16 protein-coding genes are annotated in these 16610 nt (G+C 59.4%); all 16 read right to left on the reverse strand.

The genetic code is table 11. The features are described from left to right. Positions 1 to 9: 9 nt before the first annotated feature. Positions 10 to 1143: a hypothetical protein gene (locus ACTQ3R_RS12765; protein ID WP_295717349.1), complete on the reverse strand. Its 1134-nt coding sequence runs from the start codon at positions 1141 to 1143 to the stop codon at positions 10 to 12. Positions 1144 to 1212: 69 nt separating this feature from the next. After that, positions 1213 to 2448 (reverse strand): hypothetical protein, encoded by a 1236-nt coding sequence (locus tag ACTQ3R_RS12770; protein WP_441779601.1) that lies wholly within the window; start codon positions 2446 to 2448, stop codon positions 1213 to 1215. 77 nt (positions 2449 to 2525) lie between these two features. Beyond that, positions 2526 to 3536, reverse strand: a complete 1011-nt coding sequence (locus tag ACTQ3R_RS12775; RefSeq protein WP_116721480.1) for a DUF5067 domain-containing protein — start codon at positions 3534 to 3536, stop codon at positions 2526 to 2528. 12 nt (positions 3537 to 3548) lie between these two features. Continuing rightward, positions 3549 to 5015: a hypothetical protein gene (locus tag ACTQ3R_RS12780; protein ID WP_441779602.1), complete on the reverse strand. Its 1467-nt coding sequence runs from the start codon at positions 5013 to 5015 to the stop codon at positions 3549 to 3551. Positions 5016 to 5039: 24 nt separating this feature from the next. After that, entirely contained in the window at positions 5040 to 5723 is a 684-nt protein-coding gene (locus ACTQ3R_RS12785; RefSeq protein WP_116721478.1) for a TIGR00266 family protein, read from the reverse strand. A gap of 48 nt (positions 5724 to 5771) precedes the next feature. Further along, on the reverse strand, positions 5772 to 6623 hold the full coding sequence (locus ACTQ3R_RS12790) for a DUF4428 domain-containing protein (RefSeq protein WP_441779603.1): 852 nt from the start codon (positions 6621 to 6623) through the stop codon (positions 5772 to 5774). A gap of 22 nt (positions 6624 to 6645) precedes the next feature. Further along, complete coding sequence (locus ACTQ3R_RS12795; RefSeq protein WP_441779604.1) at positions 6646 to 7047, reverse strand: hypothetical protein; 402 nt, start codon at positions 7045 to 7047, stop codon at positions 6646 to 6648. Between the two features lie 44 nt (positions 7048 to 7091). Then, positions 7092 to 7934, reverse strand: a complete 843-nt coding sequence (locus tag ACTQ3R_RS12800) for a hypothetical protein (protein ID WP_441779605.1) — start codon at positions 7932 to 7934, stop codon at positions 7092 to 7094. A 119-nt stretch (positions 7935 to 8053) separates the two neighbouring features. Next, a complete protein-coding gene (locus tag ACTQ3R_RS12805; RefSeq protein WP_441779606.1) occupies positions 8054 to 9478 on the reverse strand; it encodes an SPFH domain-containing protein in 1425 nt (474 codons plus the stop codon). A gap of 29 nt (positions 9479 to 9507) precedes the next feature. Then, the gene (locus tag ACTQ3R_RS12810) at positions 9508 to 10842 is read right to left on the reverse strand and encodes a hypothetical protein (RefSeq protein ID WP_441779607.1); all 1335 of its coding nucleotides are present in this window, start codon (positions 10840 to 10842) and stop codon (positions 9508 to 9510) included. A gap of 215 nt (positions 10843 to 11057) precedes the next feature. Continuing rightward, positions 11058 to 11198: an S-layer homology domain-containing protein gene (locus ACTQ3R_RS12815; RefSeq protein ID WP_441779608.1), complete on the reverse strand. Its 141-nt coding sequence runs from the start codon at positions 11196 to 11198 to the stop codon at positions 11058 to 11060. A gap of 17 nt (positions 11199 to 11215) precedes the next feature. Further along, the gene (locus ACTQ3R_RS12820; RefSeq protein WP_075705364.1) at positions 11216 to 11584 is read right to left on the reverse strand and encodes a hypothetical protein; all 369 of its coding nucleotides are present in this window, start codon (positions 11582 to 11584) and stop codon (positions 11216 to 11218) included. A 150-nt stretch (positions 11585 to 11734) separates the two neighbouring features. Beyond that, on the reverse strand, positions 11735 to 12352 hold the full coding sequence (locus ACTQ3R_RS12825) for a response regulator (RefSeq protein WP_441779609.1): 618 nt from the start codon (positions 12350 to 12352) through the stop codon (positions 11735 to 11737). After that, positions 12349 to 13779 (reverse strand): hypothetical protein, encoded by a 1431-nt coding sequence (locus ACTQ3R_RS12830; RefSeq protein WP_441779610.1) that lies wholly within the window; start codon positions 13777 to 13779, stop codon positions 12349 to 12351. Before ACTQ3R_RS12830 ends, ACTQ3R_RS12825 begins: the two co-directional genes overlap by 4 nt. Continuing rightward, entirely contained in the window at positions 13772 to 16192 is a 2421-nt protein-coding gene (locus ACTQ3R_RS12835; protein WP_441779611.1) for a histidine kinase N-terminal 7TM domain-containing protein, read from the reverse strand. Before ACTQ3R_RS12835 ends, ACTQ3R_RS12830 begins: the two co-directional genes overlap by 8 nt. Next, positions 16189 to 16542 carry a hypothetical protein gene (locus tag ACTQ3R_RS12840; RefSeq protein WP_075705368.1) on the reverse strand — a complete coding sequence of 118 codons (354 nt, stop codon included), beginning with the start codon at positions 16540 to 16542 and terminating at the stop codon, positions 16189 to 16191. Before ACTQ3R_RS12840 ends, ACTQ3R_RS12835 begins: the two co-directional genes overlap by 4 nt. Positions 16543 to 16610: the final 68 nt, after the last annotated feature.

Below are 16610 nucleotides of genomic sequence, written 5' to 3' on the forward strand. Positions count from 1 at the left end.
CCTCCTTTCTCACGGCAATAGGACCAGCGCCGAACTGATCACAGACAGGGGGACGGCGATGGCGGCAAACAGCCCCCAGAACTTCCCCCAGCTGACCGGCAGGTCGCCCACCAGCTTTCCGGTCTGTCCATTCATGGCAAAGAGGAAGTCCTTCCCATGCCACTTGGTATTCAGCATCCAGACGGGCATCAGGGCGTAATGCACCTTGCCCCTGCGCAGGTGAACGCTGCTTTCTCTGAGAACGCAGAGGTCATAACGCTTCACTGTGCCGCGCAGCGCGGAGGCAAGGGTCCCCTCACAGCGCTGATCCGCCCGCTGCCGGCTCTGTTCCACCGTCACATCGAACTTATCGGCCAGGAAGCCGGGGAGATACGCGGTGGAAAAGGGCTTCAGCTCCTTGTAGTCATAGGGTTCAATGGAGTCCATGTGGCCGTCCGGCATCTTGCTGGAGGCGTCCACCGGCACCTTCTCAAAGGTGACGGTTCCGGCCCGGTAGACATCGTAGTGTTTCGTCTCCGTGATCTCGTAGTCGCCGGAGCGGTATGTACGGGAGCGGGCAGCCTCATAATGGGCATCGCCCTCCGCCTCGCCGTCGAACATCCAGAAGGGAACATAGATCCCCCGGATCTCCTGCACATGATTTTCACCGGTAAAGCTTTTCGGCAGGAAAAATTTCCCTTTGTAGTGGGACTTGAGGGCCTTTACCGCATCCTCCTTGCTCAGCTTGAACGGAACGATGAAATCCGGCCGCAGTGCCCCGGAGAACTGGCCCGGCACCACGGTGGGGTTCCCGCAATAGGGGCAGGAGGTCGCCGCCGTACTCTCCTCGCAGATGAGCTCCGCGCCGCAGCTGGGGCAGCCGTAGGCCCGCATACCGTCGCCCTCAGCCCCCCAATCCTCGCAAAAGTCAGAGGTGTCCCATGCGCCTCCATCCGCGGCTGGCGCGCCCTGCCCGGCGCCGCCTTCCTCCGTCGCCTGCTGGGCTTCTGCCGCCTTTTTTTCTTTCTCTGCGTAGAGCGCCTCGATCTCCGCCACATCATAACTGGCGCCGCAGTATTCGCACTCCAACCGGCCGGACGCACCGGAGAAATGCAGCGGTCCCGTGCAGCTGGGGCATTGATAATTTGTTACCTGTGTTGGCATCTGAAATTCCTCCTTCCCATGCCGGCGCTGTAACGGTCTATACCGAAACAGGCCGTAATCCGCAGAAGATCAGCCGAGCGGGTCGGTGAGCAAGCTGTCCAGCGTCAGGACGCACAGCTGTGCGTCGTACTTCGGCATAAACGGCAGGCTGACTTCGTTCTCCCCAGCGCCGATCACCATCTCCTCGCCGCTGGGACTCATCAAAATCGGATAAGTCTCCGAGATATAATACGGGCCGTCTGTGACGCCATAGTTATCACCGCCAACAAGGGACAGGCTGACGGTCACATAACTGGGCCCATCCATGACGGATGTGGTCGTCCAGAAACCGCTCCACACCTCTTCCCACGTCGTTTTAGAAGGATCGGCACCCTCGTATTCCCAATACAGTTCGACCGTTCCTCCCATCTCATCCTCGGGAAAGAACCACAGGTAGTAATTTGCGATACGGTCCGTATCCCATGCCGCTGCCTGCGTTGTCCAGCTGCCGCCAAGCCCGGAGGCATAGACGCCGCTCCAGCCGTCTGCCAGCCACGGTGCAAGCTCGGAAGGAACGCCCTGCCAGCCGTATTCCGTAAAGTCGAAGGAGAGGTAGTCTCCGTTTTCCGAGAAACATGGCACGATGTGCCCCGTTGATGTATAGAGCTGCGGCTCCCACACGCAGCTGTTGCCTGCGTTGTCTACGATCTGGACCTGTATGTAGGACAGGTATGCGTATGCATCGTCCCCGCCGGCTGCAAAGATCAGCAGCGGATCTCCAACTTCAGACCGGTAGAGAACCTCGATGACCTCTTCAGTATCTGATTTCGAATCCCACCGCATGAGATTGACGGAAACCGTGGCATTTTCATCAAGCGGCACGAGACAATACAGATAATCATCGTCCCCGATGGTATGCCCCGTATCGATTTCGGAAATAAAAGGGTATTTCTGCAGCGTCGCTTGGTCTGTTTCTGACAGCCAATCTCCATCAGACGCTTCTCCGGTATAGCCCAGGAAGGCCGCGCCGAACATGGTCTGCGGAAAAGCCATTCTCTCCCGCAGCCAAACAAGAGATTGTTCCGCTTCCGCGGAGAATCCGGTCGGTGTCGGCTGCATATCCGATCCCCCGGCCCCCGGGCGCAGCTTTTCCGGCAGTTTCTGATCGGGCATACCAGACAGCTTCTCACCATCGGCGCTTCGATTTGGTTCGTCTGTTCCCGCTTGCTGTTTTTGCGCGCAGGCACAGAGAGACAGCACCAGAACCAGTATTAGAAAAAATGCGATCACTCGGTTTGATGTCCTTTTCATAACTGCTCCTTTCAAACGTCACTGCTCCATACCATTGCGCAAACGGGGATCGCTCCGCCCCAAATGGGGCGGGAACGATCCCCATTCTGGTGTCATCCGATGCTGTCCGGCATAGGCTCCTCCGCATCGATCAGAGGCAGATACCAGCTGTCATAGAGATTGGGCAGATCCTCCTCGTCCACATCCACCCAATAGGTCCCCCACGGGCGCAGGTAGATATCATAGTGGAACGCATCTCCGCCGTTTTCGTAATCACCGTCAATGTGGATCATGTCCCCATAGTCCACCAGTCCCGGGTCAACGATCCAGTCCCCGTGCTCCAGCGCAATATCCGTGAAGGCGCCGCCCTCGGATGTCATGGTGCCATATATGCTGGTCCCATCATCACTGAGGCTGACCGACGCGGAGACCATCGGTTCCGACTTCGTGTAGTCCTCATCCCAGAGGGTGACAGTGCCCGTGCCGTCCCCGCCGATGTCAATGGCGCCGCAGATGTCCCACCAGGCGCCCTCCAGATCCTCGTAGTCGCCCGAGCAGCCGGTCATGATCCACCAGCCGTACCAGTCGCCGTTCCACCAGTCCAGCAGTATATCTCCGGTTCCAGTATCCTGACCCGTACCGCTTCCCGCCGCTTCCCGGCTGAGTGTGGACGGATCGACGGTGATCTTACCGGTTTTGTCGCCGAACGCCTCCTCAAAGGTCACCTCGACCTTGCTGGTGGTATCCGCCAGCACAAAGGCGGTGCGGAGTTCAAGGGTTTCACCCGGCGCGACATCCGTAAATTGACTGTCGATCACCGTGTCGTAGGAGTCGCTGTTCGCAAAGACGGTGGCGATAGCCAATTCTGCGCCGTTCTGTATCGCTGTTTCAGAGATGGACCATACATAGGAGCCGCTGTCCTTGCTGTTGTTGGTAAAATCCAGCGTCAGGACCAGCGCGTCGTTTCCATCTGAGTCCTCCATGATGCTGGCCCCCTTGTAGAGCAGCGCATAGTCCCCGATCTGGAGCGAATTGGACTCTTTCGGGTCGTCCTTGCCGCAGGCGGCCAGACTGAGCAGCATCGCCGCCGCAAGCAGGACGCAGAATAACCTCGTGCGTTTCATGTCAGATCCTCCTTAAAAGCCGCTGAGTTTGAATGCCACCAGTTCCATTGCGGACTCGTCTGCTCTGTCTTCGGTCATAATGGCAAGGATGCTGCCGTCAGCCAGCTTCGCGCCGCCGCAGAACCAGGGATAGTCCGTGCCGAACAGGTCGCCGTCATCCGCCTCGCCGAGATAGGTGCCGTCCTTGGTCCAGAGCACCACCTCACGCATATTTCCGTCCAGGGCCAGATAGCCATTTGCGGTCTGCGTAATAAAGGTAATGCTTCCCAGGCCGCTTCCGTCGGAATCTGCCAAAGTCATTTGCAGCGCGCCATTGCTGTCATAGATAAACACCTTGTGACCGCTGCCATCCACGGCAGACCCGCAGACATAGATGTGGCTGTCGTCGATCAGCAGGTGACTGAGGATGTCCACTTCCTGGAATACCATGGGCTCCGTCTTGAGGGCTCCGCCGGAGAGCGTGATCTTTTCACATTCCGGGCCGGAGAACCAGCTGACGCCCCAGGTCCCGGATGGGTGCATGGTGACGTGATCCGGGCCCTCATAGGACGCCGTCTGTGCGCCGTCCTTCCAGCTGATCAGCGGCTCCATAAAATTCGCCAGCCAGAGGGTCCCTGTGGTGTCGGCGGAAATATCCTCATATTCCGCGTCCAGCACAATATCCTCCGCAAAGTTCAGAGATGCGCCGTCGTAATCGAAGCGCTTCAATTCTCCGTCCACCAGAAGGTAAGCCTGATCTCCTGTGACAGCAGCTGCGTGATTGAAGGTCTCCTTTGTGATGATGCAGTCTGTGATAGGCAGCCACTGGCTGCTGAGCGTGTGCGTACCCACCATGACGCTGCGGGGCTGGGCAGAAAAGGGCTCACCCTCCCAGTACCAGGGGCCATCCTCGTTTCCGGTATCCTCCAGATGGATCGTCAGGCCGGAGAGCAGCTTGTCTACACGCTCATCCTCGTACTCGCCGATGATCTCCATAAATACGGTGGCTCCCGCGCCCTCCACCCGGTTCATATACCGCAGGCAGGGGGAACCCCAATAGTTTCCTTCTGCTTTGAGGCAATCGATGCCGCCGACGGGAGTAAGATCATAGGCCTGATCGACTGCATATTCGTACTCGTCAAAGCCGTAGCTGGTGAGATAGTCCCGGAAGGTATACGGATCTTCCACAGAAACGCGGATCTCCGCATCGACGATGCTTCCATCCTCGCCTTCCTTGGGAAGCGTCAGGATGATCTTGGAGGATGTTTCATCGTCATGAAGGTCGTCCTCCTCATAGACCCAGCCGTCCGCCTCATCGTAAGTAAGATCCCACAGATTTGTATGGATCGTTGTTCCGCTTCCCGCTTCCACAGGAGGCTTTGTCTGCTCGGTTCCTTCCGATGTCGAGCTGGGCTCCGGGTTGTCCTTGCCGCAGGCAGTGAGGCTGAACAGCATCAGCGCCGCAAGGAACAGGCACGACAGCTTGAACTTGGTTTTCATGGCCATTCTCCTCTCTGTCCTTTCTTATTTTTTGTTGCTGAAAAACGGCGTCAGCAGCTCGGCTACCTTGCTGATGGGCATGGTCTGCAGGATCACCTTGCCGGGTCCCCGGACAACGGTATTGAAAATACCCTCTCCGCCCAGGAGCATGTTCTTTGCGCCCTTGACCGCAACCACATCCATGGTGCAGCTCTCCTCCATAGCCGCCAGGTACCCTGTGCTGACCAGAAGCTCCTGTCCGGCGCTCAGGTCATACTCTGCCGCGTGACCGTCGATCTCAATAAAGGCGATCCCGTTTCCGCTCAGTTTCTGCATGATGAAGCCCTCGCCGCCAAAGATGCCGGAGCCCAGTTTTTTCTGGAAGTGCATGGATAGTTCCACACCCTCCTCAGATGCAAGAAACGCGCTTTTCTGCACAATCATGGACCGGCCGGCACTGATGTTCAGAGCCTTGATGGCCCCGGGAAAGCTGGAAGCGAAGGCGATGAACCCGTCCCCACCCTCTGCGGTGAACTTGTTCTGGAATGCGGAATCACCGGACACCAGCCGCCCCAGCATCTTCTTCATACCGCCTCCGGTGGTGGTTTCCATTTTCATATTTGGGCTCATCCAGCTCATGCTGCCGCTCTCCGTGATCATGGATTCGCCTGGGGACAATTCACATACGACGACCGGCAGATTTTCTCCTAAAATTTCATACTTCTTCATGGTGAAGCTCCTTTCATTTTCGTTGTTTTCTATTGCTCCAAGATATTCTTATCCGTTGATTGCGCCGCCGCAAAACTCGCAGCAGCCGCTGGCATCCGGTGTGGTGGTCGCCCCGCAGTACGGACAGGTCACCGCCGCCTTGGGTGCTGCTGCCGCGGCCGCTTCCTCCCGCGCCTGCTGCCGGACCTGCAGCAGCGCATCCCGGATCTCACAGCCCATTTCCTCATATTGCCGGTATTCCACGCTGGAGCGCACCTCCTCCGCGTTGGAGGTCAGGGAGCCGCCGCCCATTCCGCCGGCTTTAGCCCGGAGACCCCCGCGGGGTCTGCGCATGGCGTCGGGCCCATCCAGCAGTGTTTCCTCATCGTTATCTACTGAGCTGCTGTTGAGTTGGAAGCGGATCTCGCTGAAATAGGGATTGTTGACGTTGATCACGATGTAGAAATCGTAGGAATAGGCATACCGTTTGGGATTGAAGCTCTGCCGCTCTCCATCCTTATCCCTGTATTCGATCTCCGTCCTGCGCTCGTCGATGTCCAACTTGCAGCCGGTCACATCGGAGAAGGACAGCACATCCGGATTGGCCTCCTCCCAATTTCTGGCGGAGGTGACCATAAACAGACCCGCATCCTCGTCCAGCAGCACCTTGGTACGCTCACCCAGAGTACGGGTGGTGCGGAAAGAGGATACCCTGGCTTGATTGGCCTCCCGGTAGGCCAGCTGCTCCTGGATCTCCGCCACCGTGCTCTGGCGGCGGTCGCTGAACCAGGGGGAGAGCTTGGCGGCGCATTCCTTGCACAGATTGCCGTCCTCCAGCTTGCGGTTGCCCAGCAGCCCGATCTCGCCGCCGCAGACCGAGCATTCCTTTTTATCAAATAGTTTTCCAAAGAGCCCCATCATCTGCACCCCTTTCTGAAGCCGCTTACGCGGCGCCCTTCATCTGCATGGCGCCGTAGACATACAATCCCGGCAGCAGAAGATTGAGCACCAGACTGGTGATGCTGAACTGGCCTCCGCCTACAAGGCCGATGATAATGGAGATGATCGCTAAGATCGCAATGATAATGCCCCATTTGACGCAGGAAGCGGCCTTCTGGGGTGCGCTGCAGGCCCCGATGCCCTTGATGCCCGCGATAAACTGGATCACAGAGGCCACAGTCACAAGAATGGAGCTGGCATAGAGCAGGCCGGTACCCTCCGCGCTCCCCGACAGGGCTGCCAGGGCGCTGACGCCGAGAATGGCGATGACGCCGGCGATGGCGGCGATGATGCCGCCGATGATCATGAGAATGGATGTGACTTTCAAAATCTTCTGACCTTTCATTTGTAGTACCTCCTATGTTCTGTTTTTATGGATCGCTTTGCGTACTATGGCTGTTCATCCAGCAGGCACAGGGCCAGCTCTGTAAAATACGCCCGGAGCTGCTTCGCTGTTTCCTGATCCAATTTCTTCTGCTGCTGTTTGCCGTCAGAGTAATAGAGGGTGCAGGCCGGCTTTTCCGAGCTGCCGTCCGGCTGTTCTTCCAGACGGATCTCCTCCGCAAACGCGGTGAAGGCATCCCACTCCTCATCTGACACGACCCAGTCACTCCAGATCTCCTGCTTCCGACCGGACGGGGTAAATCTGGCCCGGAGGATATAGGGGGCGTCCTCTCCGTACACAACAGACGGACTCCGGTCGAATTGGAAGGAATAGTCCTTGGAAAAGAGAGCCCCGGACTGACCCATATAGAAGCCGCTCAGCTCCGGCGTGGCATAGCGGGGGATCTCCCGTCCAATGGGGTCGGCCAGCTCCTCCAGCAGAGCGATCAGCGTATGGATACGGCGGTCGTTTGGCGGATTATAACGGATGCTCCGTGTTCCGTCTTCTGTGCTCCAGGTCAGGATCAGGCTGGTGGAGTCCCCGCCATCCATGACTTCGATCCCCGGTGGCAGCTTCACCTCACGCCGGTTTTCCGGGATGGGCTCCATCAGCGGGTAGAGCTCCAGAATGATCTGCTCCACATCCGACCACTGAGCCGCGGTGATGGGGACATTCTCTTTGGTGGACGGATGATACCACTCCTCGTCCTCCGCCGTATCCGGATCAAGGGCCGGATAATAGCTTGTTTCCAGAATGGCCTCCGGCGAAAGCGTGATGGCAAAATCCGCTCTGGCAACCATGCCGCTGGTGTGGCTGTATGTGACGCCGGTCAAGATGCCGGGCGGCACGGCAGATTTCTTCTGTATGGATGAATCACCTCCCTGATGACCTCTGAAATAACATCCCGCAGCCGCCAGAAGCAGGAACAGACCTACAACAGAAAATACGGCGGTTTTTCTTCCACGGGTCATCCCTGCACATCGCCATCGTCAAAGGGATCGCCGCACTCCGGGCAGAACTTGGGCGGATGGGCGGGATCATCCGGCTCCCAGCCACATTTGTCGCATTTGTACTGGGGCACGCCGGCGGGCTTTTTTGCCCCGCACTCCGCGCAGAATTTCCCTTTGTTCACCGCACCGCAGGAACAGGTCCAGCCGTCCGCTGCGGGCCGGGGCTTGCCGCACTCCGGGCAGAATTTTCCGGTGACGGCTGCACCGCAGGTACACTGCCAGCTCTCTGCTGCCGGCTTGGGCTCCGGCTTTTTGCTGCCGCAGTTAGGGCAGAAGCTGCTGGTGATGCCGCTTTGTCCGCAGGCGCAGGTCCAGCCAGGGGCGGCAGGCGGGGGCGTGGGTACAGGTGCGGGGGTGGGCTGAGCCTGCTGCTGCGCGCCCATCTGATAGAGATTCTGGGCGTTCATGCCGCCCATCTGTCCAGCCATCCCCATGCCCATAAAAGCCATAGCGGGACCGGCATTGGGGTTGCTGGCCGCGGACTGCATGGCGCTGGCCTGTGCGCCTACCAGATGGGCCGCCGCCCGGGTGGGGTCCATAAAGGCCGCGTTGCGCTGCAGCTCCTTGATCATCTGCTCGTCTTCCTCATTGGCCTTGACACTGGAGACGCCAAAGGAAACGATCTCCATGCCCCGCAGGTCCCGCCACCGGGAGGAGAGCTGCTCGTTGAGGGCTTCTGCCAGCTCCAGGGTGTGACCAGGGAGAGCGGAGTAACGGATACCCATTTCCGAGATCTTTGCGAATGCGGGCTGCAGGGCGGTGAGCAGCTCCGTCTTCATCTGCCCCGCGATCTGCTCGGTCTTAAAGTCCTCGCTGACGTTGCCGCAGACATTGGTATAGAACAGCATGGGGTTTTTCAGGCGGATGCTGTACTCGCCGAAGCAGCGGATGGCGATATCGATGTCGATGCCCGCCCGCTGGTCCACCACCCGGAAGGGGACGGGGCTTGGGGTTCCGTACTTGTTGCCGGTGAGCTCCTTGGTGTTGAAATAGTAGATGCGCTGGTCCTTGGGGGCCTCGCCGCCGAAGGTGAAGCGCTTGCCGATGTTCTGGAACACGCCCTTGATGGATTCCCCCAGATCGCCGGTGAAGAGGCTGGGCTCGGTGGACATATCGTAGGTGTACTCGCCCGGCTCGGCGCACATATCCACCACCTTGCCCTGCTCCACGATGAGCATACACTGGCCGTCGGCCACGGCGATGACAGAGCCGTTGGTGATGATGTTGTCATCCCCCTTGGTGTTGCTGGAGCGGCCCGTGACCTTCTTTTTTCCTTTGACGGCCAGTACATCCGCGGGAATCGCTTCGCAGTAGAAGAATTCCTTCCACTGGTCGGCCATCACGCCGCCGGCTGCTCCCAATGCAGCTTTGATCAGTCCCATAATGCGATCTCCTCTCTTGTTTTATTTTGTTATGGTGTCAGGAATGTCCACCCATCCACCAGATACCCGTTTGTGTCGGTGATGGGCCAGAGGTACCAAAAATCCTCCCAGGAGCGCTTGATGTGCAGACACAGGTTCGGTACGCCTTCCGGGATCGTCAGGGAAAACCACCGAGGCTCATCAATGTTGAGCGTTTCGTCGTACAGGATCTCGTCCGTGACCCAATCCAGAAGCCGTCCGCTGTCATCCCACAGGGGCTCGCCCGTACAGAACCGGATCTGTGTTTCATACCAGCGCCCCACCACCAGCAGCCTGTCCAGTCCATCCGGCTCCAGCTTTGTGACCGGCAGTACCTCCAGCCATGCGGATACATCGTCCGGTGGGTTGGGCCAGTAGAAAATCAGGCTGTCAGAGGGCTCCTCATACAAAGCCGTCTGCAGCGTTTCTGGCAGGAATGCGTCTACTCTCTGATAGACCGCCGTGCGGAGCGCCGGAGCGCCGTCCGTCTCATAATGCTCCTGGAGATACAGCGTATCCGGATCGGTCAGGGTGAGAAAGAACTCCGCGCCGGTATCATCATGATAGAGCCGGACGCTCCAAAGCTCGTTGGAGAGGCCGTGGAACAGCGGTTCCTCCAGCAGCTCCGTCCGAAGCTCGGCTTCCTGCCGGTATTCCGGCTCATCCGTATCCAGAAAGTCCGCAAAGTAATAATCCGCTCTCAGCACATATCCCTCGATGGCGTCGCTCCACCTGCTTTCAAAAACCAGCGTGGAGGCCAGGCCTTCTTCCCGGGCGTTATAGCTCCAGCCCTCCACCTCGCCTGTGGTCATGTGCCATGTCCCATGCAGGTTTGCGATACACAGTTCGCCGCCCGGGCCCGGCCGCTCCGCTTTTTCAAAATAGAATCGATCCCCATAGAAGGATTCCAAAATGATGCGGCCATCTTCAATGCGGCCATTCATCTCACCATCTTCATCGCCGTCCGAACTTGTCAGCCGCAGGGTGTGATCCGCGCCGAGCCACCAGGTCCCGCTGCCCAGATAGCTGTTAAAGCTGTCGCCCAGGACCTCACGGAATTGCGCCGTTCCGTCCTCGTTGAGAAAGAGATCGGCCCACCACCGCTCCGTGGGCATCTGGCTCACCTCTGTGCGGTCAAAGAGATCGTTGTAGGACTCGTGCTGTACAGCCGTCCAATAGGTACCGCCCAATGAACTGTCGGAGTTATGGTCGGACGGAGGGGCGGAGGTCGCTGTGTCATCAGGAGACTCGGGCGGCCCTTCTTCTCCGCCGCCGGGGGTGCCGCCGCAGGCCGTCAGGCAGAGCACCAACAGCAAGACCAGCATAGACTTCCATACTCGTTTCATCTCACTGCACACCTTGACATCATCATTTTCCTGTTTGCAGTTACTTGCATGACGACACCTCTTTTCTTTCTGTTTTTGTTCCGTTGCGCTCTACTATGGTTTCATTTTACCGGGTGTCGCTGTTTTGCGCCCTACCCGCAGCGGGTAGTATTTCGGACAAAACGCAAAAAAGCGGAGCGGCATTTACCGCTCCGCTTGGTAAGAATATCCTGTTATTATTCCATATACCGATAGAGGAAAGTGACAATCTGGGCGCGGGTGCAGTTGTTATCCGAACCGAACAGGCCATTGCCGATCCCGCCGGTGATGCCCTTGTTCGCCGCCCATGTGACCGCGTCGGCATACCCCCATTTCAAAATGATCTTTGCCTATCTCAAAGGGATTGCAGACTGGCGGCCAAATAGTCCAGAGATACATCATAAAACACAAAGTCGTCGATCTCGCCCCTACGCTTAGCCTCGATGGCGCGGCTCACAGCCTCCGGCTGTCCTTCGGGGCACATCAGCATGAGCCGGCAGTGGGGCGTGACTTCCCGCAGCCATGCGCACAGGGCCAGACAGAAGTCGATGCCGTGATCGCCGTCCTCGGAGACCTCCAGCAGTGCCCCAGAGGCCAGATGGCTGCGGATGGCCACATCCGCGTTGGCATAGTCCGGCTCATAGCACAGCTGTATTCCCGGGGCGTCCCGCACTTTCGCCATCAGGCCCTGAGCCAGCGATGCCCGCCGCATGATCAGGAGCACAGTTTTCAGCCTCCCCACCTCCCATACCTTCTGTATTACAGATTTATTGTAGAGCTTATTTCGAATTTGCACCCTACCCGCTGCGGGTAGTCTTTTCCCTGAAACAAAAAATCCACCGGCACAAAGCCGGTGGATAGGAAGCGCAATTTTTTAATACAGGGGATTGATCCAGCCGTTGGAGATCATGTAGAAGGCCAGATCCGCCGCCTTGGAAAAGCCGGTCTTGCCCAGCATGTTCATCTTGTGATACTTGACGGTGTTTTCGCTGATAAACAGCTCCTGGGCGATCTCTTTGTTGGTCATGTGCCTGCACATCAGCCGGAGTACCTCCATCTCCCGGTCGGTGAGGGGAGCCTCTCCCTGGGGCATGGGAATGGTCCTGGGCTCCGGGAAGCTGCTGCCCCCCGCCATCACCGTCCGGGCCACCTCCAGAAAATCGTGCAGGCTGCGGCTTTTATAAATAAAGCCGTTGGCCCCGGCGGCCCTGGCCCGGGGGATATAGGTGATCTCGTCAAAGGCGGTCATGACGATGATCTTGACCTCCGGATCTGTTTTGCGGATGGCCTCCACCGCCTTCAGCCCAGAGGCGCCGCCCTCGGTGCAGACATCCATCAGCACCAGTTCCGGATGCAGATGCTTATAGAAATCCAGGGCATAGTCTGCGTTGGACACTTCGCCCACCACGGAAAAATCTCCCGCCGCTGTCAGCGCCGTGGTCAGCGATTCCCGCATGGAAACGTGATCCTCCACGATCAGAACGTTTGTCATTTCTCCACAGCCTCCTTTGGAACAGACAGTTCAATTCGGAATCGGGGGACAGTATAGAGCTCCATTCTGCCGCCAAGCTGACGGACCCTGCGGCGCATCCCGCCGATGCCGCCGCCCTCCCGGATGGGTCCGGCGGGCGGGATGCCGTTGTCGGTGACCGTCATGCGCCAGCAGTCATTCTGGAAAAAGTGGAACTGGATGCGGGTGGCATACCCGTGGCGCACGGCGTTGGTGACACATTCCACGGCGATCTCGGCAAAACTGTCCGCCACCGCCCCATCCTCCGGCAGCGCGCCCTGGAACTCCACCGACACCTCCATGCCCTGGAAGGTCTCCCGCAGCATCTCCAGACGATGGGCAGGGCTGGGCGTGCGGTCCTCCCGGAGGGCCGTGGGAAGGTTGCGGGCAAAGTCCAGCAGCAGCGACTCATCCATCTGTCGGTCATCCCGCAGCGCCCGGAGCAGCAGGCTGATCCGCTGCCCCAAAAGGTCATGCACCCTCGCCTTGCTTCGGGCGATCTCCTCCGCTTCACAGATGGCCTGTAAATGCGCAATGGTACTGCGAAGCTCCTGTCCGCGCTGCTCCAGCGCCTGGTTTTGCCGGGCAAGAAAGGTCACCGCGTCCCAATGCTCCGTGACATCATCGGCAGTCAGCAGAAGCATGGTCCGGCGCCCCATGGGGAGCTCATGGGCGGAAAAGCTCCATACGGAGGAATCGGGGAGGCGAAACACCTGCTGCCCACCCAGAACTTCCCGTGCGCAGCCGCCGCACAGCGGGCCGCACTCCAGCAGCCGCTGAAACTGCCTTCCGTCCTGTACCGGCTGCCCCGTCATCTGCCGTGCCAGCTCCTCCATGCTGCGGTTGCACAGCAGGAGCTCCCCCGACCGCCGGAAGAACAGCAGGCCGGTATGCAGGGTATCAATGGCTTCCTTGACGGATACGGAGGAGAGCTGGGTGTAGAGCTCCCGCCGGCGCAGCAGGCAGATATGTACGCTGCGCAGCAGGAAGAACGCCATACTCATCAGAAAAAAGACGGGATAGGCGGGCCCTGTGACCGTCTCTGTCAGGGGGAGCAGGACAGCCGCCCCGCCCACGGCAAAAAACGGCCAGATCAGTTCCATCCCCACCGCGGCGGTGGTTCCCAGCACCGCAGTCAGCAAAAACACCGCCTGCCGGACAAGGCCGTAGGCGCTGGGCGCCAAAAAGCCGCAGAACAGCCCATACTGCACCTGTGCAAGAAGGGCGGCGAAGAGGAACAGCACCCCGAGGATGGCGCACTCCATCCCATTTTCCACCCGGCGCACCCAGCCGGTGGGCAGACGTCGGATGCTGTAAGAGATGGCCCTTGTTTGAAACACGATGCACAGGGCGGCCGCCATCACCAATGTGGTCAGCGCCCAATGGGGAAACCGGTAAAATTCAGCCACAGGACTCACCTCCCAGGGGCAGCGTCATGCAGATCCCAACGGCATCGTCCAGATCCTTGCAGGCGATCTGACCGTCCAGCGCGGCAGCCGCCGTCGTCAGTTCCTCCGAAAAGCGCCATTGTCCGGGATCACCGCCCGGAAGAAAGCGGAAAACCAGATGGGCGCCCTCCGGCTCCAGATACCCCAGCAGAGGAGAGGCGTTCTCCCCCAGGGCCCAGGATATGACTTCAAAGGCAAAGTCGTAGCACAGTGCCGCCCTGCGGATCTCCAGCACTCCACGCTGCCCGCAACGAATGAGCAGCTGCAGCCCCGCATAGCGGGCCAGTTCTGCCAGCTCATCCAGATAAATGCTCAATTCCTCTCCGGGCAGTCCATCTCCCTGACGTGCCAGGAAAAACAGATTGCATCTGCGTTTGATATGGCACAGGCAAAGAGTGATATAGGCGGTCAGGCCCCGGGGATGGGGGGTCTCCGGCAGAGCCTCGATCAGCCGTCCCAGCGTCTGGATGCGGCGCTCCATGTCCCGGTCCAGCTGTTCAAACATGGCGCGGTTTGTCTCCGCGGCCAGCAGGCGCTTTTTCACCTCGCTCTCCTCACGCAGCAGGGCGTTGGCCGCCTCCAGACGGGCCTGCACAGCCTGGATCTCCCTGCGCAGCCGGTTGAGCTGGGAGAGGTCCTCCTGCCATACCGCCATACCGCCGTGAATGGGGACTGCGTGAAGCTGGGTGTCGCTGTCCCGCAGCAGCGGATGGGCCATATCCATGGAGATCCTCCGCCAGATGGAGCGGGAGACGGGAGGCGCGCCCCGGGAGGACAGGACGGTGCGGCCATCCCCATCCAGCAGCGTCAGACTGATGGGGGCGGACGCAAACAGACGCTGATATTGGATGTTTACCGGAATCAGCCCTCCGTGGAGCACCGTTTCAAAAAACAGGACGGACAAAATGCAGACGTTGACCGTAAGATCGCTCTCCCATGCCGGAGGCACCCGCCTGATATAAGCAACCAGGTAGACCAGCAGGCCGGTACAGAACAGCAGAGGGAGGACGCGGCCTCTCCGGCTGGAGCTCCCATGTCCCTTGCGGAGCAGGTTCCAGAAGGCGGATACCAGGAACAGGAGGGAGAACACCATCACGATCCAATAGCCCGGGCCGTAATGGTAGTCTGAACCCCAGTTCCCACCGGGTGTAAAGCGAAATACCAACTGATGGAGGTCATTGCTCATGACCAGCAGCACCGATAGAACATATACCACAAGGGGCGGCCACGGGGGACACACCAGCCGTTTTTCCCCTTCTTCCCGGTCCAGAATCCCCGTCAGATACAGCAGCGCCATCGGCAGGGCCAGTTGGAAGAGGTAGTAACCATACCAGCACATCCGGCACAGGGTTCCTTCCGACAGCAGTTGGTATTTGAACAGACGAAGCAGCAGCCATCCCACCATCAGCCAGCCCATGACCCCGACTACCCGGCGGACATCCCGGCGGATCATCCGATGGGATACCGTCCCCTTCCACAGCAGGATGGCGGCGGCAAGGAGCAGGGCGGATAAAATATGCTCCCGGAGATCTGCTGTGGTATAGCGCCGGATGTGGAGCACCTGCCGGCGCAGGTCCCGGCTGCTGTCCCCGGTCAACTCCAGAAACCAGCCGTAGTCCTCCTCGCTCAGGGTACGGGCCGGCCGGTAATCATCGGGAAAATCAGCCGGTCTCTCTCCGTCCGCCAGGGGCAGCCCTGCTGACAGAAGGGTTTCATCCAGCCCCGGCTCCAGGGTCAGCGGAGTATCCGAAAGCAGCCCCATACGGTAGGACAGCGTGCCCTCTGCCGGCACGATGATCTCATAATTTCCTCCGTTCCGGTTCCACGCGGCAGCCTCGCAGTCCAGACAGATCAGAATGGGGGCGTCCGGCGCCTCCAGCCGGAAGTTTCCGTTCTGACCAAGGTGTTCCAGCAGCTCCAGAGCGTCACGCTTGGAGGGCGCCTCCCGGTCCAGCCCGTAGGACAGGGCGCCCAGAGCCAGCATATTGCGGATCACGGAACTGCTGCTGATGCCCACGGGGACCGGACTCTCCCGAAGGCTGTTCCAGCCGGTGACGGCGGCGTCCGTCCGGCTGCGGTCCACCGCCAGGATCACGGTGGCCGTGACATGGGGATACCAATACCGGCCGATGCCCCGCTCCAGCGCCGGGATGGCCTGTACATCAAAGCAGGCCACGGCGCTGCCTCGGCTCACCTCCGCGTAGAGGGTATCCTCTGCCGTCTGAAGGGAATACCCGGGGAGGAAGGGGGCGAGAGCCGCGCTGTATGCCTCAGCGCCCTCCGCTCCGGCGATCAGACGGCCCCCTGTGTCCACCGTGCCGCACCCGGCCAGGATCAGGCACAGCAGGAGGAGCGGCAGCCAACGCCCTTTCATGGCGCCACCGGCTCCCCGGACTCCTCCATCCGGCCGGCACACTCCCGGCACAGATCCATCTCATCGCAGATGAGGAAACAGGCGTCGCAGACCAGCCGCCGGCAGATGGGGCATTGGCTGAACCGCTCCCTGGCCTCCTGACCGGCCGCCTGCATGGCCCGCTGCTTCTCCCGCTGATAGATGGCGTCATAGAGTTCCTTCTTCTCCCGGTGTTCCGCCGCCTGCAGCGCTTTGGAAAAGGGGATGCTGCTGCTGTACCAAAATTCTCCGCACACCTCGCAGCGGATGGAAAAGCAGAAATACTGGGGCGTAGACCGGTCCTCTAAGTGGCTGGACAAGAGATTTGTCATATTCCGCACCTCCTCGTTTCTACTCCTGTTATAACAGGAGTAAGGGGCGGGCGTATATGGTCTGTCGG

The organism is Lawsonibacter sp. LCP25S3_E2 (genome assembly GCF_052117285.1).
Taxonomy (GTDB): Bacteria; Bacillota; Clostridia; order Oscillospirales; family Oscillospiraceae; genus Lawsonibacter.